The 23011-nt window shown below is 69.3% G+C and carries 21 protein-coding genes and 1 tRNA gene; 9 read left to right on the top strand and 13 right to left on the bottom strand.

Annotated features, from left to right (window positions below; translation table 11 throughout):
* Positions 1 to 60: 60 nt before the first annotated feature.
* Positions 61 to 924 carry a GmrSD restriction endonuclease domain-containing protein gene (locus OG984_RS15350; RefSeq protein ID WP_328527168.1) on the bottom strand — a complete coding sequence of 288 codons (864 nt, stop codon included), beginning with the start codon at positions 922 to 924 and terminating at the stop codon, positions 61 to 63.
* Positions 925 to 1126: 202 nt separating this feature from the next.
* Positions 1127 to 2449 (bottom strand): hypothetical protein, encoded by a 1323-nt coding sequence (locus tag OG984_RS15345; RefSeq protein WP_328527167.1) that lies wholly within the window; start codon positions 2447 to 2449, stop codon positions 1127 to 1129.
* Positions 2450 to 2872: 423 nt separating this feature from the next.
* Here OG984_RS15345 and OG984_RS15340 point away from each other — a divergent pair, with 423 nt between their 5' ends.
* Complete coding sequence (locus tag OG984_RS15340; protein WP_328527166.1) at positions 2873 to 3544, top strand: biliverdin-producing heme oxygenase; 672 nt, start codon at positions 2873 to 2875, stop codon at positions 3542 to 3544.
* Between the two features lie 16 nt (positions 3545 to 3560).
* On the top strand, positions 3561 to 4124 hold the full coding sequence (locus OG984_RS15335; RefSeq protein ID WP_328527165.1) for a TetR/AcrR family transcriptional regulator: 564 nt from the start codon (positions 3561 to 3563) through the stop codon (positions 4122 to 4124).
* A gap of 28 nt (positions 4125 to 4152) precedes the next feature.
* Here the strand turns inward: OG984_RS15335 and OG984_RS15330 are convergent, their stop codons facing one another.
* The gene (locus OG984_RS15330) at positions 4153 to 5628 is read right to left on the bottom strand and encodes a multicopper oxidase family protein (protein WP_328527164.1); all 1476 of its coding nucleotides are present in this window, start codon (positions 5626 to 5628) and stop codon (positions 4153 to 4155) included.
* Between the two features lie 323 nt (positions 5629 to 5951).
* On the opposite strand from OG984_RS15330, the gene OG984_RS15325 reads away from it, so the two are divergent.
* Together OG984_RS15325 and OG984_RS15320 are read left to right on the top strand one after the other, a co-directional pair.
* Positions 5952 to 6629, top strand: a complete 678-nt coding sequence (locus OG984_RS15325) for an ABC transporter ATP-binding protein (RefSeq protein ID WP_328527163.1) — start codon at positions 5952 to 5954, stop codon at positions 6627 to 6629.
* Entirely contained in the window at positions 6626 to 8158 is a 1533-nt protein-coding gene (locus tag OG984_RS15320) for an ABC transporter permease (RefSeq protein WP_328527162.1), read from the top strand. Before OG984_RS15325 ends, OG984_RS15320 begins: the two co-directional genes overlap by 4 nt.
* Here OG984_RS15320 and OG984_RS15315 read toward each other — a convergent pair.
* Positions 8136 to 8579 carry a hypothetical protein gene (locus OG984_RS15315; RefSeq protein WP_328527161.1) on the bottom strand — a complete coding sequence of 148 codons (444 nt, stop codon included), beginning with the start codon at positions 8577 to 8579 and terminating at the stop codon, positions 8136 to 8138. The two genes, OG984_RS15320 and OG984_RS15315, sit on opposite strands and share 23 nt — an antisense overlap.
* Positions 8580 to 8830: 251 nt before the next feature.
* On the opposite strand from OG984_RS15315, the gene OG984_RS15310 reads away from it, so the two are divergent.
* Positions 8831 to 11239 carry a heavy metal translocating P-type ATPase gene (locus OG984_RS15310; RefSeq protein WP_328527160.1) on the top strand — a complete coding sequence of 803 codons (2409 nt, stop codon included), beginning with the start codon at positions 8831 to 8833 and terminating at the stop codon, positions 11237 to 11239.
* A gap of 10 nt (positions 11240 to 11249) precedes the next feature.
* Here the strand turns inward: OG984_RS15310 and OG984_RS15305 are convergent, their stop codons facing one another.
* The 4 genes from OG984_RS15305 to OG984_RS15290 all read right to left on the bottom strand — a co-directional run bounded on the left by OG984_RS15305 (position 11250) and on the right by OG984_RS15290 (position 13800).
* Positions 11250 to 11657 carry a four-helix bundle copper-binding protein gene (locus OG984_RS15305; protein ID WP_328527159.1) on the bottom strand — a complete coding sequence of 136 codons (408 nt, stop codon included), beginning with the start codon at positions 11655 to 11657 and terminating at the stop codon, positions 11250 to 11252.
* Positions 11658 to 11785: 128 nt separating this feature from the next.
* Complete coding sequence (locus tag OG984_RS15300; RefSeq protein ID WP_328527158.1) at positions 11786 to 12637, bottom strand: F510_1955 family glycosylhydrolase; 852 nt, start codon at positions 12635 to 12637, stop codon at positions 11786 to 11788.
* A gap of 68 nt (positions 12638 to 12705) precedes the next feature.
* On the bottom strand, positions 12706 to 13278 hold the full coding sequence (locus OG984_RS15295) for a DUF305 domain-containing protein (RefSeq protein ID WP_328527157.1): 573 nt from the start codon (positions 13276 to 13278) through the stop codon (positions 12706 to 12708).
* Between the two features lie 84 nt (positions 13279 to 13362).
* Positions 13363 to 13800: a DUF6153 family protein gene (locus OG984_RS15290; RefSeq protein WP_328527156.1), complete on the bottom strand. Its 438-nt coding sequence runs from the start codon at positions 13798 to 13800 to the stop codon at positions 13363 to 13365.
* Positions 13801 to 14080: 280 nt separating this feature from the next.
* Between OG984_RS15290 and OG984_RS15285 the strand changes: the two genes are divergently transcribed.
* Positions 14081 to 14428, top strand: coding sequence for a hypothetical protein (locus OG984_RS15285; protein ID WP_328527155.1), 348 nt, complete (start codon positions 14081 to 14083; stop codon positions 14426 to 14428).
* Between the two features lie 113 nt (positions 14429 to 14541).
* Here OG984_RS15285 and OG984_RS15280 read toward each other — a convergent pair.
* The 4 genes from OG984_RS15280 to OG984_RS15265 all read right to left on the bottom strand — a co-directional run bounded on the left by OG984_RS15280 (position 14542) and on the right by OG984_RS15265 (position 17234).
* Positions 14542 to 14614: transfer RNA gene (locus tag OG984_RS15280), tRNA-Lys, on the bottom strand.
* 80 nt (positions 14615 to 14694) lie between these two features.
* Positions 14695 to 16272, bottom strand: a complete 1578-nt coding sequence (locus OG984_RS15275; protein WP_328527154.1) for a phytoene desaturase family protein — start codon at positions 16270 to 16272, stop codon at positions 14695 to 14697.
* Between the two features lie 66 nt (positions 16273 to 16338).
* Complete coding sequence (locus OG984_RS15270; RefSeq protein ID WP_328527153.1) at positions 16339 to 16773, bottom strand: hypothetical protein; 435 nt, start codon at positions 16771 to 16773, stop codon at positions 16339 to 16341.
* Entirely contained in the window at positions 16770 to 17234 is a 465-nt protein-coding gene (locus OG984_RS15265; RefSeq protein WP_328527152.1) for a MarR family winged helix-turn-helix transcriptional regulator, read from the bottom strand. Before OG984_RS15265 ends, OG984_RS15270 begins: the two co-directional genes overlap by 4 nt.
* A 76-nt stretch (positions 17235 to 17310) precedes the next feature.
* Here OG984_RS15265 and OG984_RS15260 point away from each other — a divergent pair, with 76 nt between their 5' ends.
* The 3 genes from OG984_RS15260 (at position 17311) to OG984_RS15250 (ending at position 21347) form a co-directional block, all read left to right on the top strand.
* Complete coding sequence (locus OG984_RS15260; protein ID WP_328527151.1) at positions 17311 to 17691, top strand: MmcQ/YjbR family DNA-binding protein; 381 nt, start codon at positions 17311 to 17313, stop codon at positions 17689 to 17691.
* 225 nt (positions 17692 to 17916) lie between these two features.
* The gene (locus OG984_RS15255; RefSeq protein ID WP_328527150.1) at positions 17917 to 18501 is read left to right on the top strand and encodes a hypothetical protein; all 585 of its coding nucleotides are present in this window, start codon (positions 17917 to 17919) and stop codon (positions 18499 to 18501) included.
* A 119-nt stretch (positions 18502 to 18620) separates the two neighbouring features.
* Entirely contained in the window at positions 18621 to 21347 is a 2727-nt protein-coding gene (locus OG984_RS15250) for an AfsR/SARP family transcriptional regulator (RefSeq protein ID WP_328527149.1), read from the top strand.
* An 8-nt stretch (positions 21348 to 21355) separates the two neighbouring features.
* Here OG984_RS15250 and OG984_RS15245 read toward each other — a convergent pair whose 3' ends face one another.
* Positions 21356 to 22981, bottom strand: a complete 1626-nt coding sequence (locus OG984_RS15245) for a long-chain fatty acid--CoA ligase (protein ID WP_328527148.1) — start codon at positions 22979 to 22981, stop codon at positions 21356 to 21358.
* Between the last annotated feature and the right edge of the window lie 30 nt (positions 22982 to 23011).

The raw sequence follows: 23011 nt of genomic DNA, 5'->3' as shown, positions 1-23011 counted from the left end.
CGTTACGGGCTGGGGTATCGCTTCTGACCTGCGGAATCCACGGTGTCGGTCAACTGTCGGTCAGCTGTCGCAGACCGTGCCGTCCTTGTCGCCGTCGCGGTACCACTCGTACTCGGCGTCGCGTCCCTTCCGGTAGGGGCCGTAGCCCTTCGCGGCCGCCTTGGCGCAGGTGTCGAAGCGGGGGTCCTCGCCGGTGTCGCCCGCGGGCACGTCGCCCTGGCCCGCGTCGCCGTCGGACTGTCCGCCGGGGGCCAGCCGTACGGTGACCACGGGGTCGTCGCAGCCGGCGGCGATGCTCTTCAGCGCGGCCTTCTCGGCACGGTCGGCGAAGAGGCCCCAGCGGATCTTCACGGCGACCCAGTCGGCGACGTACGTGCAGTGGTAGCTGGTGGCGTCGGGCATCCAGTCGGCCGGGTCCTGGTCGCCCTTGCTGCGGTTGGTCGCGGCGGTGACGGCGATGAGGGCGCGTGGGTCGCCGAGGTCGTTGGCGTACGCCTCCCGCTCCTCGTCGCTCCACGCGTCGGCGCCGGACTCCCAGCTCTCCTTGAGCGGGACCATGTGGTCGATGTCGAGGCCGCCGGGGCGCTTGAGGGTGACGCCGTCGTACGTGGAGAGCCAGGTGCCGCGGCTCACCTCGCACCTGCCGCGCGCCTTCTTCCTCGACTCCTCGAGGAGCACCTCGTTGCGGGCGTCCTGACAGTCGCCGTCGGCGTCGACCCAGTGGTTGAACTTCTCCCGCTCATACCCTGAGGTGACCTCCTTGGCGACCGGGAGCTTCGCGATGGCCTCGGTCAGCGGGAGGCTGACCTCCTCGCCGCTCTCGGCGCCGTATCCGGCCTGGACGGCGGTGTCGGGCGGAGAGATCTCGGCACAACCGGCGCAGAGGAGTACGACGGCGAGCAGGGTCGCCAACGGGCGCAGCATGGGGACTCCAGAGAGTTGGGGAAGAGCTCTGGGGAGCATCGGGGGCGGCGTAACTTTGTCGGATCCCGCGGCGGTCGGCACGCAGGCGCGCCGCCCGGTCGCCCACCCCAGAACGAATCCCGGGCCAAGGCTTCAAGCCTTGGCCCGGGATGTGGTGTCGCAGGTTCTACGACGTCCCTATCGGGAGGTTCTGATCAGTGGATCAGGCCTGCGCGCGGCGCAGCAGGAACCACCGGGTGGCGGCAGCGGCGGCGACGAGCAGCACGAGCGCGCCGGCGGCGAACCCGCCCTTGGCGGCCGGCGACGAGAGCAGGTTGAGCTCAGCGTTGGCCGGGGCGTTGTCGGGCTTGGCCGCGACGCTCGTGTCCGGGTCGGACCTGTCGCCGGAGACGACGACGTCGACGTTCTTCTTGTCGCCGGCGGCCGCAGCCTTCTCCTCGGCGGCGGTGAGGCCGTTGGTGCCGCAGGTGCTGGTGCCGATGGCGACCTTGGCGGCGGTCGGGGCGCCGACCTTCTTCACGGCGTCGAGCACCTTGATGTCCAGCGCGGACACCTCGAGCGACTTGGCGGTCCCGGCCTGCTTGTTCAGAGTCTGCTTGTTCAGGGTGAGCTTCACCAGGTCGGTCTCGAGACCCTTGAGCAGCACGGCGAGCTGCTCCTTGATGTGCTCGATCAGGTCGACGCGGATCGAGATGTCCAGGCCGCCCGCGGCCTGGCTCTTCAGGCCCGACTGCAGCAGCGTGTCGACGCGACCGAGAACGGCGTCGGTCACCGGGGAGAGGTCCGGGACGACCGTCGTGTTCTTCTTGGGGTTCGCCGGCAGGTCGGCGACCTTGATGTCACCCTTGCCGGGGACGTTGACCGTGACGGCGGCGTTCTTGAGCTGGGTGTTGCCCTTGAACTTGCTGCCCTTCGCCATGCAGGTGCTCTCCGCGGCGTCGAGGTCGACGCCGACCGAGAGGCCACCCACCTTGGTGAGCACGCCGGCGACGACGTTCTGCACCAGGTCGTTGACCGGGCCGAGCTTGACGTGGAAGTCCTTGCTCTCGTCGTTGAGCACGTAGTCGGTGGTCGCGCCCAGCTTCTGCAGGTCGAGCTCGGCGAGGTTCACCGTGACGGCCTCGCCCGGCTTGACGCAGCTGGAGCCGTCACCGATGGAGACCAGGGTCGCGCCCTTGCCGGCCAGGGCCGAGCAGGCGCCGGAGTAGACGGTGCCGTTGCGGAGTGCGGCGGCAGCGTCCTGGGCGAACACGCCGACGGAGAGCAGCTGCTGCTCGCCCTCGAGGAGGGGAAGGGCCGGCTTGTTGGTGCCGGAGTTGACGGTCTTCTTGCCGTTGTAGGTGGCGGTGTAGCGGCCGGTGTCCGCCTTGACCTTGTCGGACACGTTGACGGTCAGGGCGACCGAGGATGCCTTGGCCTGGGGCTTCTCCGCCGACGCAGTCGCCGGGGCCGCGGTCACGGAGAGACCGATCATCGCGGTCGCCGCAACAAGGGCGGCTCCGCGGACCGAGAGTGGGGAGCGCAAGTGACTTCTCCAATGGTGTTGATAACTGTCGATGACAGGGCACGACGAGTAGAATTCCGGTTTCTGTGACTCGCCGTGACGAAGCGGGGAGTCTAGCCACGTCGGTTCGCCGTCGCCCAGCGCTCGATCCGGACCCGAGGTCACAGAATTTCGCCGTAACTTCGCCGGTAACACGTCGTGCTCGACGCCGAATTCGAGGCAGAAATGACCAACGTCCCGGAAGTCGCCTTCGATATGGAACGGCCGTATGGATCTTGTGCCCGGGCTGTTCTTTTCTGCTCGAATTGTAAAAACTCGTTCTCAATCACGAATGAGGGCTACTTAGGGTAACCTAACCAAGGCCTTGATGACTTTCTGACAGTGTGTCAATATCTCTGTTCGGAACGCCGAACAGCCCGACGCCCCGACCGCACTGGAGCACACATGTCTGCCCTACTCGTCGACGAGACCTCCGGGGCCCCGCTCTCCGCACTGATGCGCGAGGGTTCCCGGGTCCAGCACACCGCTGCCGAGACGTCCTCCTTCATGGAGGAGCTGCTGGCTGGACGGGTCAACAAGCAGGGGTACGCCGACTACCTGCTGCGTCTGCGCAAGGTCTATGTCGCGCTCGAGTCGGTGGGCCGTGACCTGGCCACCACCGACCGCATCGCCACGGCCGTCCACGACATCGCGCTGGAGCGCCTGGCCGCGATCGACGCCGACCTGGCCGTGTGGGCACCGGGTGTCGACGGCGACGGCGTGGAGTCGGCGGCTGCCGATGCGTACGTCGCCCGGATCGAGGCCACCCGGGCCTGGGGCGGTCTCTACGCGGCCCACCACTACACCCGCTACCTCGGCGATCTCTCCGGTGGCCAGGCGATCGGCCGGCTGCTCGACCGGTTCTTCGAGCTCGACGGCGCAGGGGTGGCGTTCTACGAGTTCGCCGAGATCCCGAAGCCGAAGCCCTACAAGGACGGCTACCGCGCCCGCCTCGACGCACTGGACCTCGACCCTGCCGAGAAGGCCCGGATCGTCGAGGAGGTCCAGGTCGCCTTCGGTCTCAACCAGGCGCTCTTCGAAGAGCTCGGCGCTCGCCTCGACACCTATCGCACGTGAACTAGGGTTCGTCCTCGTGCCCCGTATCGCCGCCGAGAACGTCGCCGAGCACCGCAGGTTGGTGCGCGAGCGGATCTTCGCGGCCTTCGCGGAACTGATGGCCGAGGGCAGCTATGACGCCGTCACCATGTCGAAGCTCGCCCAGCGTGCCGACATCGGGCGCACTGCGATCTACCACCACTTCAAGGATCGCGATGCAGTGATGGTCGCGTTCGCGACCCACGAGACCGCGGAGTACGTCGCGTCGCTGCAGGCCCAGCTCGCCGCGAGCGAGCATCCGGCGGAGCGGCTGCGGATCTACGTACGCAACCACCTCGCGCTGGGCGAGAAGTTCCACATGGGCTTCGGTCCCCAGGTCTACGGCGGGCTCCCCGAGGAGGCCCGCCAGGAGATCCGCGAGCACGTCGTCGCCGTCGAGCAGGTTCTCGCCGAGATCCTCCAGGAGGGCGCCGAGCAGGGCATCTTCGTCGTCGCCGACGTCGATGCCACCCTCGCCCTCGTCCACGCCGTCCTCGGCACCCGCCACCTCCCGGCCGAGCGGATCGAGGAGTTCGTCCTCCGCGCCGTCGGCGCCCTGTGACCTCGGTCCGCGCCCCTTGCGAGCTCGGTCATCGCCGGTAGGAGAGCACGGTCATCATGCCGGTTTCGGCGTGGTAGACGTTGTGGCAGTGCAGCGCCCACTGGCCGGGGTTGTCGGCCTGGAGATCGACCTCGAGGCTCTGATGTGGGCGCACGACCACCGTGTCCTTGCGTACGCCGCTCCCGGCGAGGGCGAAGGTGTGCCCGTGCAGGTGCATCGGGTGGAACATCATCGAGGTGTTCCGTACGTGGAGTCTGACCCGTTCGCCCTGCGTCACCGTCAGGGGATCGCTGTCGGGGAACGCCGCGCCGTTGATCGTCCACCGGTAGGACATCATGCCCCCGCCGAGCACCGCCTCCAGGTTTCTGTCGATCCTTCGCGAGCCCAGCCGCGCACTGTCGGCCACAGCCAGGTCGGTACCCAGCAGGACCCGTCGATCGAGCTCACGAACCGTCGTCCCCGTTGACGGCGCGGCGCCCGCGCCGGTGCGCACCAGCGCCAGGCCGGCACCGGACTTGCCCTCAGCCTGCGCGACCAGAGGGAACACGCCGTCAGCGAGATCGACGATCACGTCGTACCGCTCGCCCATGCCGATCAGCAGGGCATCGGTGGCGACCGGTGTCACCGGGAACCCGTCGGAGTGGGTGACCGTCAGCCGGTGGCCGCCGAGGGCGACCCGGAAGGCGGTGTCGGAGCCGGCGTTGACGATCCGGATCCGGGCCCGCTGTCCGGGACGACCGGTCAAGGTCACCGGAGCACGCGGGGTGCGTCCGTTGACCAGGTAGAGCGGGTAGTCGACGTCTCCGGCGCTTCCCAGCAGTGGGGAGTGCATCGTCTGGCCCATCATCCCGCCGTGCCCCATGCTCGCTGCCAGGCGATCGAGCACGTCGTCGGGTGTCCTGCCGGTGCCGTCGATCCAGTCGTCGAGGACGACGACCCACTCCTGGTCGTAGTCACCCGGCTCGTCGGGGTCGTCGACGATCAGCACGCCGTACAGGCCGCGATCGAGCTGTACCCCGGTGTGCGGGTGGAAGAAGTACGTCCCAGGGTCGGTGGTGGTGAACTCGTAGACGAACCTCGATCCGGCGCCGATCGGATCTTGGGTCAGGCCCGGCACGCCGTCCATGTCGTTGCTCAACGCCAGCCCGTGCCAGTGGATGCTCGTCTCGTGGGGGAGGTCGTTGGTGAGCTCGACCCGCAGCAGATCGCCGGCCCTCGTCCGCAGCCCGGGCCCGGGGAGGGCGTCGTCGTACGTCCAGGTCCGCACCGTCCTGCCGCCCAGATCCACGACGCTCTCCCGAGCGGTGATCTTCCGGGTCACGACACGCTGCTCCGGCGCACGGCGTAACCGCTCGGCGGCACGAACCGCTTCCGAGTGCGGTCCGACGAGTCGGGACTTGCCCGGACTGCCCGAGCCGTCGCACGAGCCGAAGGCCCCGGCCGCCAGGACTCCGAGGGCCCCGCGCAAGACAGCCCGCCGCCCGATCTCAGGGTCCTGCCACATGACTCTGCTCCTCTCGGCCAAGCCCTCCGCGTCATCTTCACAAGCGGCGGGAGGAAGCAGCAGGGCACCAGGAATCTCGTCCGGGGTCGAAGGACCACGCGCCCAGAGGACCTTCGCCCGGGACCAACGGCCCCCGGGGTGTCACCCAACTACCCTCGCCACGGACGGTGTCCCGGTCCAGGCTGAAGTCGGGCGGCTCGACCGCCGGACGTAGAGGAGACGACCGATGAAGACCTCGAACCCGGGCCTGCACGGCGGCGGCGGGAGCGAGCATCAGGACGCCGACCATCGGCGCGACCCGCACTCGCGCCACTAGGCGAACGATGAGCACCGCGGAGCCGAGCTCGACGCGCGAGCCCGTAGCGGCGAGAGATGTGCTGGTTGCCGCGGGGATCGTGAAGTCGTTCCGTCGAGGCTGGTGGCCTCGTCGGCGCCGGCACCCGGTGCTGCGTGGGATCGACCTGGAACTCGGTGCGGGTGAGGTGGTGGGCCTCGTCGGCGAGAACGGGTCGGGGAAGTCCACCGTGATGAAGATCCTCGTCGGCGCCCTGGCTCAGGACGAGGGGACGGTGACCCACGACGGCCGCCTCGGGTACTGCCCACAGGTGCCGCAGGTGTACGGACGGCTGACCTGCGACGACCATGTCGAGCTGTTCGGCGCCGCCTACGGGCTCACGTCCGCGCAGGCTCGCACCTCGGCCGAGAGCCTGTACGAGACCTTGGGCTTCGCCCGCTATGCCGACGTACGAGCCGATGAGCTGTCCGGTGGCACGCTGGCCAAGCTCAACCTGTCCCTGGCGCTTCTGGCCGATCCCGAGGTGCTGTTGCTGGATGAGCCTTATGCGGGATTCGACTTCGACACGTACCTGAAGTTCTGGGACCTGGTCGCCGAGCGGCGGGCCGCGGGCCGCAGCGCCCTGATCGTGAGCCACTTCGTCGTCGATGAGGACCGCTTCGACCGGATCGTGGAGATCCGCGACGGGAAGGCGGTCCCGCGGTGACCTGGTGGGTCCTCGCCCGCGGTTTCCTGCGTGACTACGCGAGGAACTCCACCAACCTGGTCGTCCTGGTGCTGGTCCCGGTCGTCTTCGTCCTCGTCGCGGCTGACTCGCTCGCGGACGCGGCGCGGCTCCTCGGTGGTGACGGCACAGCGTTGGAGCAGGCCACGGCGGGCTGGGCGGCCGGATTCCTCGCCGCGGTGGCCATGTACTTCCAGGTCTCGGCCGCCCGGGACGCCGACCGCCGCCTGCTGTTGTGCGGAGCTCGGCCACGGACGCTCGTCGTCGCCCGGCTCCTGACCGGGGCCTTTCTGGCAGTGGTCGCCACCGCCGTGTCGCTGGCCGTGCTGGCACTGCGCGAGCCCTTGGACCACCCGGGCCGCCTGATCATCGGCACCACCATGTTCGCGTTGGTCTACCTCGGCATCGGCGCCGCGGTGGGCGGCATCGCGCGCGACCCGGTGAACGGCACGGTCGTCGTGCTCTTCGTCTGGATCCTCGACGTCTTCTTCGGACCGACCCTGTCCTCGAGCGACAGTCCTGTCACCCGCTTGCTGCCCACCCACTTCATCTCGCTGTGGGTGGCCGACACCCCGTCAGGGCACGCGGCCTGGCTGGGCGACGTGGGCATAAGCGTTGCCTGGGTGGCAGTGTCGCTGGGCGGCTCGGCGCTGCTCATCGCGCGCACCTCGGCCGTCGGCCGGGGCAACCGTCGGAGCAGGCACGCGGCCGGATCCCGCAGTGACCAGTACCGCCGAAGCCTCGGCCTGGGCATGCGGGAGCTGGTCCGCAACCCGGCCATGTGGGCGCTGCTGGCGGTCGTGCCCGCGGTGTTCATCGTGCTCTCCGATGTCATCACGCCGCACGGGCACACCGGCATCGCGGTGCGCGAGAACGGTCGCCTGGTGGTGAGGATGTTCGACCCTGCCGAGATCCATGCGGGAACGATGGCTCCCATCGCCGTGGCGTCGCTGGCCATGCTGGTCGGCCTGTTCACGATCCTCGCCACGGGAGAGACCGATCGCAGGCTGTGCCTGGCGGGGCTGCGTCCGGGCGTCCTCCTCGCCGTCCGGCTGACCACGATCGGTGCCGCGGTGCTGGGCGCGGCAGCGGTGTCGCTCGCCGTGACCGCTGCGGTCTTCTCCCCGGCTGACTGGGCCGTCTACGCCTTGGGGAATGTGCTGGTCGCCGGCACGTACGCCCTCCTCGGGGTGCTCGTCGGACCGCTCTTCGGTCGAGTGAGCGGAGTGTTCATCGCCTTCCTCCTGCCGTTCCTCGACGTGGGGATCTCTCAGAGCCCGATGCTGAGTGCCCAGCCGGACCCGTGGGCGAGATGGCTTCCGGCGTACGGAGGCACGCGGTTGGTCCTCGACGGCGCGCTCACTCCGTCGTTCGACGAGCTGACGCCGCTGCTGTACGCCGGCATCTGGCTGCTCGCGCTCGCCGTGCTCACCAGCCTTCTGTGGTGGCGGTCCAACGCGGGGAGGACCTCGTCGGCAGCGTCGGCGTTCAGTGGCCGTGCTCGTCCCTAGAACCCGGGCCGTGGTCCGTCGGGGTCGAGGGCGGTGGGTTGTCGTCGTCGCCAGAGATCGCCGGTCCGATCACGAAGGCAGACACGGAGAACAAGCCGGTGAACACGACGACCGCGATCGTGGGGGCCCACAGCGACCGGAACCGCCGGTGCAGGCGCCGCAGCATCGGCACCGAGAGCAGCAGGCCGATCGCGTAGAACAGAACGTTGCCTGTGGTGCCGGTGATCAGCGCCGCCCCCGCGAGGAGTCCGATGTGATGCAGGACATGAGGAGCGATTCCCAGGACGGTGCCCGTCACCGCGCCGACGGTGTCGCGAATCGTCTTCCATCGGCTCGCGGGCTCCGGTCGGGTGTTGTCGACGGTTCGCCGCCGGGCATTCGAAGAGCCGACGCGACTGACGCCGGTCGTGGTCCACGGCATGGCTCTGCTCCTCTCGGTGGAACTCTCTCCATCTTCACAAGCGGGCTGGGGAACCAGCAGAGCAACAAGGACCTCGTGAGTGGTACTAAGGCCCGCGCCCGGAGGACATTCGGGCCTTGCCGGAGTACCCCATAGGGGTATCCTGATGAAGGAGTCCCTCATGAGGATCGACGCTTCGCGCGAACCGACCCCGACGAGGTGGCCGCAGCCGTCGTCGAGGCGGGATACCAACTGGTGGAGGACGGCACGGCATGAACCACGAGCATCAGCACCACCGTGATCCAGACAGCAGCCACGGCGGAGCGGCCACAGCCGTCCTCGAGGTCTCGGGAGTCCAATGGGCATCGAGCAAGGCGGTGGCGGAGTCCGTTCTCGGGCGGCGGCCGGGTGTCCTCGGTGTGGAGGCCAATCCGGTCGCGCAGACGGCGACCGTCACGTTCGATCCGCAACGTACCGACGTGACGCAGCTGCGTGACTGGGTCCGCGAGTGCGGCTATCACTGCGCCGGGCAGTCGGTGCCCGGCCACATCTGCGACCCCCTCGCCTCTCCCGACGACCACGCGGCCCACGCCGACCACGAGCACGCTCCCACGATGTCGCCGCACGAGGCGATGGGTCACGGGGGTCACGAGGGCATGTCGATGGCCGACATGGTCACCGACATGCGCAACCGGTTCCTGGTGGCCCTCGTGCTCTCGATCCCGATCCTGCTCTGGTCGCCGATCGGACGTGAGGTCTTCGGCTTCGACGCGCCGGCGCCGTTCGGGCTGCGCGACGACGTGTTCAGCCTGGTCCTGTCGATCCCGGTGGTCTTCTACTCGTCCTGGATCTTCTTCGACGGAGCCTGGCGCGCGCTCAAGGCGCGCACTCTCGACATGATGGTGCTGGTCGCGGTCGCCATCGGCGCCGGCTGGCTCTACTCCCTCGGGGTCACCCTGACCGGCGGAGGCGAGGTCTTCTACGAGGCCGCGACCGTGCTGGCGGCGTTCGTGCTGCTGGGCCACTGGTTCGAGATGCGCGCCCGCGGCGGAGCGAACGACGCCATCCGTACGCTGCTCGATCTCGCCCCGCCCCAGGCAACGGTGATCCGCGACGGTCAATTTGTCGACATGCCGACCTCGGAGGTGAGGGTCGGAGACCTGCTGCTCGTCCGTCCGGGGGCGAAGATCGCCACCGACGGCGTCGTGGAGGAGGGCGAGTCCGAGGTCGACGAGTCCATGGTGACCGGGGAGAGCCTGCCGGTCCACAAGGCACCGGGGGACGCGGTCATCGGTGCCACCGTCAACGCGAGCGGGACGCTGCGTGTGCGTGCGGCCAAGGTCGGCGCGGACACCGCGCTCGCGCAGATCGTGGCGCTGGTGCAGCAGGCACAGAACTCCAAGGCGCCTGGCCAGCGGCTTGCCGACCGGGCCGCCTTCTGGCTGGTGCTCGTCGCGCTGATCGGTGGAGCCGCCACCTTCATGGTCTGGTGGGCCGCCGGCGCCGAGGTCACGACGGCGCTGCTGTTCGCGATCACAGTCGTGGTGATCACCTGCCCCGACGCCCTCGGTCTCGCGACGCCGACCGCCATCATGGTCGGCTCCGGTCTGGGCGCGAAACGCGGGATCCTGTTCAAGAACGCCACTGCCATCGAGACCTCTGCACGTATCGACACCGTCGTCATGGACAAGACCGGCACCCTGACCAAGGGGGAGCCGGAGGTGACCGATGTCGTCCTCGGCGACATCGACCGTACGCGCCTGCTGGCGCTGGCCGGTGCCGTCGAGCGCGAGTCCGAGCACCCGCTGGCTCGCGCCGTCGTCAGGTACGTCGACGAGGCCGGTGTCCCGCGGTTGCGCGCGACCGGCTTCCGCAACGTCACCGGAATCGGTGCCGTCGCCGAGGTCGACGGGCACCGGGTCGCCGTCGGCAACCGTCGCCTGCTCGAGTCCGAGGGCATCGACGACGGAGATCTGGGTGGTCGGCGCGACGAGATCGCCGCGGGCGGACGCACCGCGATCTTCGTGGCCGTCGACGGCCGTGCGGTCGCCGTGGTCGGCATCGCCGACGCCATCCGGAAGACCTCCACCGCCGCCGTGGCGGCCCTGCACGAGGCCGGCATCCACGTGGTCATGCTCACCGGCGACAACCGGGCCACCGCGGAACGGATCGCCGCCGAGCTCGGCATCGACACGGTGATCGCCGAGGTGCTGCCGCAGGACAAGGCCGAGCAGGTCGAGAAGCTGCAGGCCGAGGGCCGGGTCGTCGCGATGGTGGGCGACGGGGTGAACGACTCGCCCTCGCTCGTGCAGGCCGATGTCGGGATCGCGGTCGGGGCCGGGACCGACGTGGCCATCGAGGCCGCCGACGTCGTCCTCATGCGGTCCGACCCGCTCGACGTTCCCGTCGCCCTGGTCATCGGCCGCGGCACGTTGCGCAAGATGCGTCAGAACCTGGGCTGGGCGGTGGGTTACAACGCCGTCGCCCTGCCGATCGCTGCCGGTGTTTTCGTACCGGCCTTCGGGCTGATGCTCCGCCCGGAGATCGCCGCGCTCTCGATGTCGGGTTCGAGCTTCCTGGTCGCCGTCAACGCGCTCCTGCTGCGGCGTCTGCGGTTGCCGGCCCCGGCAACCGCAGACGAGCCGTCTCGGACGGGTCCTGATCCGGCTGTCCGTTCGTAGGTGCTGACGGTCAGCCCAGCTTCACGAGCAGGTCGCGGCAGGCCTGCTCGCAGACTCGGCACGCGTCGGCGCAGACGCGGCAGTGCTCGTGCATGTCGGCATGGCGAGCGCACTCGTCGCCGCAGGCCTTGCATGCGGTCGCACACGCCTCCAAGAAAGCCCGGGTGAGGTTGGCGTCGTAACCGGTGTGGCGCGACAGGATGTTGGCGGTCGCCGAGCACGCGTCGGCGCAGTCCAGGTTGGTGCGAATGCACTTGGCCAGATCCGCCACGCCGTCCTCGCTCAGGCAGGCGTCGGCGCACGCGGTGCACGCCTGGCCGCATTCGATCAGCGACTGGATCGTCTTGGCGAGCTGGGCGGTATCGATGCCGCCCAGGTCCTTGGGGTAGGTCTTCAACAGTTCCACGACGGTGTGCACGGCACTCCCTCTCGTCGACGGTGCTCTTGCACGCGGGCCGTCCGGCCTCACGCCCGAGAGGTACCCACCACGGGCCGTTGCATGAGGGATACCCGGCCGGTGCCGTGGTTCGACTGGTACCGCGGGGCCTACAGGACTCGTTCCCAGGTCTTGCCGTCATCGCTCGAGCGGTACGCCGCCTCGGCCGTGGCGGCGTACCAGCCCTGCTCGGTGATCGTGAAGGCCGCCGGCGGGCCCCCGATGGAGCCGGCCTCCTGCCAGCTCGCGCCCACGTCGTCGCTGACTCGGACGACACCGTCCGGACCGATGCCGACGAGATCACCCTCAGCCGTGGTGTCGACGTACGTGGTGACCGGACCGCCGAGCTCCCGGGTCCGGCCGGTGGAGGCATCGATGCTGATGAGCTGACCCTTGCCGGTGGTTGCGTAGAGCTGCTCGGCCTTCTCGGTCGCGGCGACGCTGACGAGGTCGCCGGTGAGGACCTCCTCGAACTGCTTGCGGTCCTCGGTGCGGAGCAGGCGGCCGGTGGTGGACTCGTACGCAAAGAGGATGCGACCCGCCGGCTCGAGGATGTGGAAGTCGGCCTCACCCTGCAGCGCGAGCGGCGTCCAGGTCTCGCCGGCGTCGGTGGACTCGATGAGTCCCAGGTGCGGCGGGAGGTCCTCGGTGAGGTCGGGGTGCCCGCTGCCGAGGAAGTGACCGGGGCCGACGACGGTGAAGCCCATGGTGTCCTGCCACCGGTCGGCGACCCGCTCCGCTTCGCCTGTGTCATCGACGCGGAAGAGACCGAAGTGGGTCGCGACGTAGAGGGTGTCGTCGGCGGGATCTACCCCGAGGCCGTGGATGTGACCCACCTTGGTGGCGTCCTCGGTGTGACCGTCGGCGGCCGGTCGATCGGACCGCGGATCCTCGCCGCAGGCGGTGGAGAGAAGGGCCGTCGCCACGACGATGGTCAGGGCGACGAGGGAGGTTCGGTTCATGAGGTTGCTCCGGAATCGAGGGAGGTGTCGGGCAGGCACCGGGCCTGCCCGACACACGTGGACGACGGTCAGGACTTCAGCAGTTCCTGCATCGTCTGGATCTCCTCGGTCTGAGCGGTCTCGATGTCCTCGGCCAGGGCCTTGGCGTCGGCGGACTCACCGTCGGCCTGCTCGGTCTTGGCCATCTCGATCGCACCTTCGTGGTGCTCGATCATCATCGTGAGGAACATCTGGTCGAACTCGGCGCCGGTGGCGTTCTCGAGCGCCGTCATGTCCTCCTCCGACATCATCCCGCTCATGTCGTCCGACATGTCGCCGTGGTCCATGTCGGACATGTCGGACATCCCACCGTCGGGTACGTCCTCGCCCCACGACTCGAGCCAGCCGGTCATGGTCTCGATCTCGGGGCCCTGCGCGGCCTCGATGTCGGCGGCGAGGTCCTTGACCTCCTGGCTCTCGGCCCGCGTCTCGGCGGCCTCGGCCATGTCGATGGCCTGCTCGTGGTGCGGGATCATCTGCTGGGCGAACGTGACGTCGGCGTCGTTGTGTCCAGCGGTGGTGTCGCTGTCGTCCTCGCCGCCGCAAGCAGCGAGCGTGAGCAGCGCGGCCGCGAGCACGGCGGCCGTCAGGGTCTTGCGCATGAGAGTTACTCCATCTGTGTGATCGTGGTCTGGGCAGGCGAAAGCCCGAGTCACCCGGGTGGGTTCCTCGTGGCCAGGGGCCTGTCAGCAGCGGATCACGCAGAGTCGGAGCAGATCGGGCGGGTCACGATCCCGCCCGTAGAGGGCCGGACTCGGCCAGGCGGGCAGCAGGCTGCGGAGAACCCGGATGCCACGTCGCGCCAGGGTCAACGCGATGCCCACGACCAGTCCGGTGAGGATCGCGAGGCAGAGGCCGAGAAGACCCCCGCCTTCCTCGTCGTCAGCAGGGACCTGGGTCTGCTGACCTGCCGAGCTGTCGGAGGCGGTCGCCAAGTCGGATGCATGCAGGCCGTCGTGGTCCATGAAGACCATGACCCCAGCGCTCTCGGGTGCACCCATCGGATGAGCACCGACGTGCGATCCCCAGCCGTGCATCGACATCAGCCCGAACAGCGCGACCGCGACAGCAGCAAGCGCCAGGCGCGTTCCGCGCCCGGGAGCCGTCGTCCGGAGTCCCTGCATGCCTGTGATCCTAGGCGCTCGGCACAACGAGGACCGCCTCCGGCCTGATCGAGCACGTCGGAGGAGGTTCATGCGGCGTACGCATCCACGACCTCGCGGAACGCATGCGGGGTAAGGCATCGGGTACCGCACGAGCCAACACAAAGTTAAGGAAATCCCCCCGAAACTCAGGCAGGAAACGGCGCTACCTCCTAGCCTCGGCTCCTCCAGATCCCCCGGAGGCGTTGTGACCGATAAAGAACAGCATGCCGACGCGCCACTTGCAGGCGAGGGTCAACGCGTGCTCGAGACGGTCGCTCTGCTGCTGCATGGTGCCCTGACCACGGCGACCAGGCAGCCGTTCAGGAGTGGCCGATCCTCTCTCGCCCTGCGCCTACTGCTGGTGCACCACGACGTACGCAACCGGCTCCCGGTCGGCCACCGCTTCTCGTCGGAGGCCCACGAGGCAGCGCGCTTGTTCGTCGAGTCAGCCGTCGATCTCGAGGACTCCAACGCCAGAGTGGTCCAGCTGCTCGAAGCCGCCCAAGAGGTCCTCGCCGACATGCCGGGCCACACGTGGTCGAGCGACGTGGCGATCGAGGTGTCCGACCTGCTGTCGGAGGCAAAGAAGAGTCCACCGTGGGGCTAGCGGAAGATCACCAAGTCGGTGCGAGAGGCGCTTTGTGTGCCGAATGGCGTGCCCGGGGCAAAACCAAAGAACCGGCTCTCATCTGAAGGATCAGGTGAGAACCGGTTGCGATGTACGCCATGTAGGACTTGAACCTACAACCCGCTGATTAAGAGTCAGCTGCTCTGCCAATTGAGCTAATGGCGCATGTCCTTCGCGCGTCAGGCGCGCTCGGCGACGAGAAGAACATTAGCAGCGGGCTCGGATGCGGCCCAAATCGAGGAGGGTCAGCGGAGCTCCAGGACGGCCTGGGCGGCGTTGTGGCCACCGAGGCCGGAGACGGCGCCGCCGCGGCGGGCGCCGGAGCCGCACAGCAGGATGCTGCCGACGTCGGTGGCGACGCCCCAGCGGTCGGCGGGCGTGGTGGGGTCGGAGTCGTCGGGAGCCCAGGGCCAGGCCAGGTCGCCGTGGAAGATGTGGCCGCCGGGCATGGCGAGGTCGGCCTCGATCTCCTGAGGGATCTTCGCCTCGATGCACGGCTCCCCGCCCATGTTCCGTGCGACGACGGAGGAGATGGGGTCGATCAGGTGCTTGTCGAGGGAGGCGATGGCGCGCTCGACCGCCTGGGCCTTGCGCTCCTCGCGGGTGGCCGGGTCGTCGAAGAGGGTCGCCGGAGCGTGCAGGCCGAAGTAGGTCAGCGTCTGGGTGCCGGGCGGCACGTCGCCGAGGATCGACGGGTCGGTCAGCGAGTGGCAGTAGACCTCGCCGGGCATCTCGGTCGGCACCGAGCCGGCGGCGGCCTCGGCGTACGCCTTCTCGAGCTCCGAGTAGGACTCGCCGAGGTGGAGGGTGCCGGCGAACGCGACGGTCGGGTCCTCGCCGGAGCGCAGCCGGGGGAGTCGCTCGAGGAGCATGTTGATCTTGAGCTGGGCGCCCACCGGCTTGACCGCGGGGGAGGGAGTGCGGCCGAGGAGGCCGTCGAGGAGGTACGGAGCCAGGCCGGCGAGCACGAAGTCGGCTGCCACCGTGTGCGAGCCGGAGGCGTCGGTCCAATCGACCTCGGCGCCCTCCCCGACCGCGCCACCGCGGATCGAGGTGACGGTCGCATCGGTGAGGACCTCCGCCCCACCTGCGTAGGCCGCCTTGGCGATCGCTCCGGTGACCGCGCCCATGCCGCCGACCGGGACCCGCCACTCGCCGGTGCCGTTGCCGATCAAGTGGTAGAGGAAGCAGCGGTTCTGGATCAGGCTCTCCTCGCCGAGGCCGGCGAAGGTGCCGATCAGGGCGTCGGTGGCGACGACCCCGCGGACCAGGTCGTTGCTGAACCGGCGCTCGATCGCCTCGCCCAGCGGCCGCTCGACGAGGTCGCGCCAGATCGGCGCACCCACTTGCGAGCGGATCGTGCCAGCGGTCGGCAGCGGGGAGGTGAGGGTGGGCGCGACGACCTGGGCGAGGTCGGCGACCTCCTCGTAGAAGGACTGCCACGCGGCGTACTCCTCGTCCGACCCCGTCACCGCGCGGAAGCTCGCCGCGGTGGCCTCGCCCTCCGGCGTCTCCACGAGGAGGCCGGTGGCGCGGGAGCCGTCGAGGAAGGGGGAGTACGACGCGGTCTGCCGTGACGCGAGCTCGATGTCGAGCCCGAGGTCGGTGCGGATCTGCTCGGGCAGCAGCGAGACCAGGTAGGAGTAGCGCGAGAGCCGGGTCGGGAAGCCCTCGAACGCCTGCGCCGAGATCGCCGCGCCGCCGACATGGTCGAGCCGCTCCAGCACGAGGACGGAGAGGCCCGCCCGGCTCAGATAGGCCGCGGCGGTGAGGCCGTTGTGACCGCCGCCGGTCACCACTACGTCGTACTTCTGCTGTGCCATGGCCCGATCTTAGGGTTTGGCCGAGAATCGCCTGGCGCAGCCGCCAGGCAATTCTCGGCCAGACCCTCAGGAGGCGGCCAGAGCGGCGTTGGCCCGTTCGGTGAGCGTGGCCAGGACGCGTGCGGTCGCGGCGAGGTCATCGGCCGGGATGTCCGCGAAGAACGTCCTGGTCAGAGGCCGGCTGCGCTCCGTGATCTGCTGCTGGAGGTGCTCGCCCTCCGGAGTCAGGGTGAGCCCGTCGGCGATCAGGCCGCGGGCGATCGCGGCGTCGAGGTGGGACTCGACCTCGGCCGCGGAGACCTTGATGTTGCCGGCGGTCGTCGCGACGAGATCGGCGCGGGTCGCCTCGCCCTGGCTCAGGTAGTTGAGCAGGAGCGACTGCTCGAAGGTCAGGTCGTAGTCGTCGAGCACGTCGAGAAGGTTCTTGCGGATGGCGAAGTAGGCGACGCCGAGGTTGGCGCCGGTGACCGGGCCCGGAACAGGGGGAGTGGCGGTGGTCATGATCGTTCTCCAGGTGTGGGATCGGTGTCGATGGGTGCGGCGAGCATCGCCTCGAGCGCTGCTTGCGCCTCGGCGGCGCGACGGCTGTCGCGGCCGCCGAGCGGTGCGGTGAGCTGGTCGAGCAGCCGGCCGGTCACCGCGATCGCCTCGCGGGTGACCTCGGTGCCCGCGGGCGTGATGGCGAGGCGTACGGCTCGGGTGTCCTTCGTGTCCCGGACGCGCTCGACCCAGCCCTTGGTCTCGAGCTGACGGGCGAGCTTGGAGACGTACATCGGCTCCAGGCCGGTGAGGTCGGCCAGCTGCTTCTGGGTGGGGGCCTCCGAGGCGCGGAGGCCGTGGAGGGAGGCGATGAGCGAGTACTGCGCGTGGGTCAGACCCAGCGGCGCGAGAGCTCGGTCCATCGACACCCGCAGACGCATGGCGAGTCGCCACACGACGTATCCGATCGTCTGCTTCTTCATGCCAGAAAACCTACATGTTGATCATAAACATGTATAGCAATTAACGCTGTCGGTGGTCCCTGGCAGGATCGGCAGCATGGCTGAGCGTCCTGAGGTTCCCGAGGCGATGGTGGCGCGGCTGAGGGAGATCCTCACCGCGTTCCCGAAGTGTCTCGAGGACGACGCATGGGTCGGCATACGCTGGCGGGTCGGTCAGGCGACCATCGCCCATGTCTTCGGCGGCGAGGACCAGCTCTTCCGGATCGTGTTCCGTGCCGAGCCCGACGAGGTGGTCGCCTTCGAGCACCTCGGCCACCCCTATTTCAAGGCCGGCTGGGGCGGCAACGTGGTCGGGATGATCGTCGGCGACGCCACCGACTGGGACGAGGTCGCGGAGCTCCTGACCGACTCCTACTGCATCCAGGCTCCGGCGAAACTGGCTGCTCTCGTCGAGCGTCCGGCCGTGGGGACCGAGTAGGCGCGCCTGGTCGACGAGCTTTCGCTGGTCACGCCGTGGTTTCTCGTGACACCGGTGATTCCGGTCCTCGTCCGCCACGTGGTTCTGTGGAAATCGTCTCCCAAGACTTGTGCTGCGATTGGGACCTTAGACCCTAGGCCGACTGCTTGGACTCCGGCATGTTGCCATGGTAAATCAAGGGGAACAATTACCCTTCCATCGCAACAAATTTCATAAGGAGTGCGTGTGCGTCGTGTGGCCATGCTGATCCTCGGGGGAGCCGTCGCGGCGGCCGGGGTCGGCTGCGGTTCGGACAGTTCCATCGACTACGGGTTCTACAGCAACAACCACGCTGAGAACCCTGCGATGGAGAAGAAGGTGATCACCGTCGACAGCACCGAGAGGATCCAGCAGAACCAGCAGCTGGGGTTGACGGCAGAGGGCACCATCAAGGGCGAGGCACCCGGAATCCTGTTGAGGGTGACCGTGCAGGACGTCTTCGAGACGTCGTTCACCAATGGCACCGAGACCCCGCCGGGGTCGCGTGTGATGGCCGTCGAGATCCAGGTCGTCAACGCCGGGTCGCGGGTGTTCAACGACACCCCGGCGACCGGTACGACGGTCATCGATGCCTCGGGGAAGAAGTACAAGAGCCAGCCCAGCACGGTGGCGGTCGACGGCGGCGAGGTGTTCCCCAACCCGTTCGGGTTGCAGCCGCGTGACCAGCGGACGGCCCTGGTGCCGTTCGTCGTCCCGGTCGGGGTCAACATCAAGCAGGTGGCTTTCCAGATCGACAAGGGCGGCGAGAGCGGCCTGTGGCGGGTTCCGTAAGCCAGAAATTTTAGCCAACCTCCAGGCAACCGTCTGGCGGCATTCCGCGTCACCATCTGTGTGGTGATGAGACGATGGGTCGTCTCGGACGTAATGCTGCGTGGTCAACAGGAGGTGTGGTGCGGGTCCGGGTCCTTGGCGCCGTCGAGCTCATCTGTGACGACGGCACGGTGCAGCGGCTGTCGCGTACGCGGCGGACGCTGCTCGCCATGCTCGTGGCGGCACGTGGCGCTCCGGTCTCCTCCGACCTGCTGGTCGACGAGCTGTGGAGAGGTTCACCCCCGGCAACGGGGGTGAACCTCCTTCACCAGCGCATCCGCGACCTGCGCCGCGCGCTCGGCGAGCACCGCCACCACTTGGAGCGCCGGGCGAACGGCTATGCGCTGGTCGGCGCGGATGTCGACCAGGTCCGGTTCGAGGAGCTGGTCGAGCAGGGCCGCGCCTCCGCCGATGCCGGGGATCACGAGCGGGCCAGCATGCTCTTCGACGCTGCGCTGGGGCTGTGGACCGGGGGTGCGTACGGCGGGATCAACGAGTCCCGGATGATCGCGACCGAGGCCGCCCGGCTCGACGAGCTGCGTCTGGTCGCCGTCGAGTCGCGCGCCGCCGCCGATCTGGCGCTCGGCCGGCAGGCCGCCGTGGTGGGTGACCTGGGCCCGTTCGTCCAGGACAACCCGCTGCGCGAACGCCTGTGGCTGCTACTGATGACCGCGCTGTGGCAGTCGGGCCGCACCGCCGAGGCCCTCGACGCCTACCAGCGCCTCTTCCACCTCCTCCGCGACGAGCTCGGGGTCGAGCCGTCCAAGGACGTACGCGACCTGCACCTGCGCATCCTCGACGGCGACGATCCCGAGACTGCGTCCGGGCCGGGCTACGTGCAGATCGTGCCGCGCCAGCTGCCGCCCGTCGTCGCCGCCTTCGCCGGTCGTGAAGACCATCTGACGATGCTCGACGAGCTCGCCGCCGAGGACGAGGGCCGGGCCGTCGTGATCTCGGCGATCGCCGGCACGGCGGGGATCGGCAAGACGACGCTGGCGCTCTACTGGGCGCATCGGAGCGCTCACCACTTCCCGGACGGGCAGGTGTTCGTGAATCTGCGCGGCTTCGACCCGCGCGACGCGCTCGATCCGCTGGACGCGCTCGGGGTGGTGCTCGAGGCGTTCGGGGTCGAACGCTCCCGCCAGCCGCAGGACATCGACGGCCGGGCCGGGCTGCTGCGCAGCAGGCTCGCCGACAAGCGGGTGCTGCTCGTGCTCGACAACGCCCGCGACAGCGAGCAGGTCCGCAGCCTGCTGCCCGGCAGTCCTGGCTGCGTGACGCTGGTGACCAGCCGCAACAGGCTCTCCGGGCTGGTCGCGGAGGCAGGCGCGAAGCCGATGGAGCTGGGGCTGCTCGACGACGTCGAGGCCTATGAGCTGCTGGCCGGACGCCTCGGCGAGGACCGTCTCCTCGCCGAGCCGGAGGCGGTGGAGCGGATCATCGAGCTGTGCGCCTCGCTGCCGCTGACGCTCTCGGTGGTGGCTGCCCGGGCGGCGACCCGGCCGGCCTACGCCCTCGCCGACCTGGCCGAGGAGCTCGGGGAGTCGCGCCTGGACGGGTTCGGCGGAGGACGCGGCGATCTCCGGGCGACCTTCTCGTGGTCGGTGCGGCATCTGTCCGACGCGGCCGCGCGGCTCTTCCGGCTGATCGGTCTGCACCCGGGGCCGACGCTCACCGTCCTGGCCGCGGCCAGCCTGGCCGGGATCCCGCGCGTGCGGGTCCGCCGCCTGCTCGACGAGCTCACCGAGGCCAACCTGCTCACCGAGGTCGCCCCCGGCCGGTTCGTGCTGCACGACCTGCTCCGGGAGTACGCCGCCGACCTCGCGAGGCACGAGCTCGACGAGGACCGTCGCGAGGCCGAGCTGCGGATGATCGACCACTACGTCTTCAGCGCGCGGTCAGTGCACAGCGCCTATGACCCCCACCAGAGCCACCTCGACGCCACCGAGCCGATGCGCGACGGGGTCACGGTCGAGATCGTCGGGGACAGCGCCGAGGCACTGGTCTGGATCGCCACGCAGCTGCCGGTGATGTCACGGGTGATCGACGCGGCCGTCGCCCGAGGCATCGCGCTCGATCGGATCGTCCTGCTCGTCGGCGCCCTCGAGCGTCTGCTCGACCTCCAGGGACGCTGGATCGAGCTGGCTGCGCTGGCCGAGGCCGCGCTCCCGGGTGTGCGCCGCAACGTCTCGCAGGGCGGCGACCCGGCCGGGCTCGGCGTCCTGCACCGAGCCGCCGGGGCGGCGTGCGGGCGTCTCGGCCGGGTCGAGGACGCGCTCGACCACCTCGGCCGGGCCCTCGACCTGGCGATGGAGTCGGCCGACCTGGCGGCGGAGGGCAAGACCCTGCACCGGCTCGCCACCGTGGCGACGGCCTCTGGCGATCATGCCGGGGCTGCTGCGTACGCGGCTCGGGCGGCGGACGTCCTCGCTCGCGCCGGCGACCCCATCCGCGCGGCCTGGACGACCGGACGACTGGGTCTCTACGAGGCTCTGGACGGTGACTACGAGTCGGGCCTTCGGCACTGCGAGGCGGCGCTCGCCGAGCTGCGCCGGGTGGCGCCCGGCGCCCGCAGCGAGGGCAACGTCGTCGCCACCATCGGCTGGATCCACCAGCAGCTCGGCTCGTTCGACGAGGCTGCCGGCCACTTCGAGGAGGCGGTCACCAAGCTGCGTGCCGCCGGCGACCTACCCGGACTGGCAGACGCCCTCGGCCACCTGGCCGAGACCCGCACGGCCCTCGGCAAGCACGAGGACGCCCGCTGCGCGAGGATCGAGTGCGACTCGATCCTCGCGCAGCTGGGCTGATCCGTGGCCTATGCGGTGGGCAGCTTGTAGTCGGCGTACTCCTCGCGCAGGGTCTTCTTGGAGAACTTGCCGACCGAGGTCTTGGGCACCTCGTCGATGAAGACCACGTCGTCCGGCACCTGCCACTTGCCCAGGTTGTCGGCGAGGTAGCCGAGCAGCTCCTCCTTGGTCACCGACTCGCCGTCCTTCACCACCGCGAACGCCAGCGGCCGCTCGCCCCACTTGGGGTGCGGCACCGCGACGACCGCGGCCTCGGCGATGCTCGGGTGGCCCATGATCAGGTTCTCGATCGCGACGGTCGAGATCCACTCGCCACCGGACTTCACCAGGTCCTTGGTGCGGTCGACGATGCGTACGTAGCCCAGCGGGTCGATCGCGGCGATGTCACCGGTCCGCAGCCAGCCGTCGGGGGAGAAGGAGCTCTCCGCGTCGACCTTGTAGTAGCCCGACGCGATCCACGGGCCGCGGCACTCGAGCTCGCCGGTCGTCTCGCCGTCCCAGGGGAGCTCGTCGGTGGTCCCGGGCTCCACGATGCGGAGCTCGACGCCGACGGCCGGGATGCCAGGGGACGTACGGTAGTCGGCCTTCTCCTCCTCGGAGAGGTCGGTGATCTCGGCGCGCTCGTTGAAGACGCTGCCCAGCGGCGACATCTCGGTCATGCCCCAGGCCTGGGTGATCGGCAGGCCGATCGCCTCGCGCCAGGCCTCGGAGAGCGACTTCGGGACCGCGGAGCCGCCGCAGATGACCACGCGCAGCGAGGAGAGGTCGGCGTCCTTCAGGAGCGGGACCATGCCCATCCAGATGGTGGGTACGCCGGCCGCGATCGTCACCTTCTCGGCCTCGAGGAGCTTGATGATGCCGGCGGGCGAGAGGTCGGGGCCGGGCAGGATCAGGTTGGCGCCGGCCAGCAGCGAGGAGTGGGCGAAACCCCAGCCGTTCGCGTGGAAGAAGGGCACTACGGGCAGCACGCGGTCACGGTCGTTGGTGCCGAAGAGGGTGCCGGCCAGGGAGGCCAGCGCGTGCAGGTACTGCGAGCGGTGGGTGTAGACGACGCCCTTCGGGTTGCCGGTGGTGCCGGAGGTGTAGCAGATCCCGGCGGCGGCGCGCTCGTCGGTGACCCGGCCGTCGATCACCGCCTCCTCGGCATCGGCCATCAGCTCCTCGTAGGAGACGACCCGCGGGTCGTGGGGGAGCGGCGTCGGCGCACCGTCGTCCATCACGACGACATGCTTGAGGGTGGTCAGCTGCGGGAGCAGCGGAGCGAGCAGGCCGAGCAGCGACCGGTCGATGAAGACGGCCTCGTCCTCGGCGTGGTTGAACGTGTAGACGAGCTGCTCGGGGAAGTAGCGGATGTTGCCGGTGTGCAGCACTCGGCCGGTGCAGGGGACGGAGTAGTAGAGCGCCAGGTGGCGCAGGGTGTTCCACGCGAAGCTCGCCACCCGGCCGTCCGCGGAGATGCCGAGGCGGTCGAGGACGCTGGCCTGCTTGCGTACCTCCACGGCCAGGTCCTTGAACGTGTTGCGTTCCAGACCGGTTGCGGTCTTGGTGACGATCTCCCGCGTCGGGAAGACGCGCTCGGCGCGCCGGATGATCGTGTCGATGGTCAGCGGTGCGTCCTGGATCAGTCCTTGCATGCTGCACATCGTGACCCAACGTGGCCTGCG

The organism is Nocardioides sp. NBC_00368 (genome assembly GCF_036090055.1).
Classification (GTDB): Bacteria; Actinomycetota; Actinomycetes; order Propionibacteriales; family Nocardioidaceae; genus Nocardioides.
This window is presented reverse-complemented; position numbering and strand designations above follow the sequence as displayed.

Coding starts and splice junctions, on each gene's coding strand:
- OG984_RS15350 (WP_328527168.1), bottom strand. CDS start 924: ATGCTGCGCCCGTTGGCGACCCTGCTCGCCGTCGTACTCCTCTGCGCC.
- OG984_RS15330 (WP_328527164.1), bottom strand. CDS start 5,628: ATGTGGCAGGACCCTGAGATCGGGCGGCGGGCTGTCTTGCGCGGGGCC.
- OG984_RS15260 (WP_328527151.1), top strand. CDS start 17,311: ATGGCTGAGCGTCCTGAGGTTCCCGAGGCGATGGTGGCGCGGCTGAGG.
- OG984_RS15290 (WP_328527156.1), bottom strand. CDS start 13,800: ATGCAGGGACTCCGGACGACGGCTCCCGGGCGCGGAACGCGCCTGGCG.
- OG984_RS15265 (WP_328527152.1), bottom strand. CDS start 17,234: ATGAAGAAGCAGACGATCGGATACGTCGTGTGGCGACTCGCCATGCGT.
- OG984_RS15295 (WP_328527157.1), bottom strand. CDS start 13,278: ATGCGCAAGACCCTGACGGCCGCCGTGCTCGCGGCCGCGCTGCTCACG.
- OG984_RS15340 (WP_328527166.1), top strand. CDS start 2,873: ATGTCTGCCCTACTCGTCGACGAGACCTCCGGGGCCCCGCTCTCCGCA.
- OG984_RS15315 (WP_328527161.1), bottom strand. CDS start 8,579: ATGCCGTGGACCACGACCGGCGTCAGTCGCGTCGGCTCTTCGAATGCC.
- OG984_RS15325 (WP_328527163.1), top strand. CDS start 5,952: ATGAGCACCGCGGAGCCGAGCTCGACGCGCGAGCCCGTAGCGGCGAGA.
- OG984_RS15300 (WP_328527158.1), bottom strand. CDS start 12,637: ATGAACCGAACCTCCCTCGTCGCCCTGACCATCGTCGTGGCGACGGCC.
- OG984_RS15245 (WP_328527148.1), bottom strand. CDS start 22,981: ATGCAAGGACTGATCCAGGACGCACCGCTGACCATCGACACGATCATC.
- OG984_RS15275 (WP_328527154.1), bottom strand. CDS start 16,272: ATGGCACAGCAGAAGTACGACGTAGTGGTGACCGGCGGCGGTCACAAC.
- OG984_RS15270 (WP_328527153.1), bottom strand. CDS start 16,773: ATGACCACCGCCACTCCCCCTGTTCCGGGCCCGGTCACCGGCGCCAAC.
- OG984_RS15310 (WP_328527160.1), top strand. CDS start 8,831: ATGAACCACGAGCATCAGCACCACCGTGATCCAGACAGCAGCCACGGC.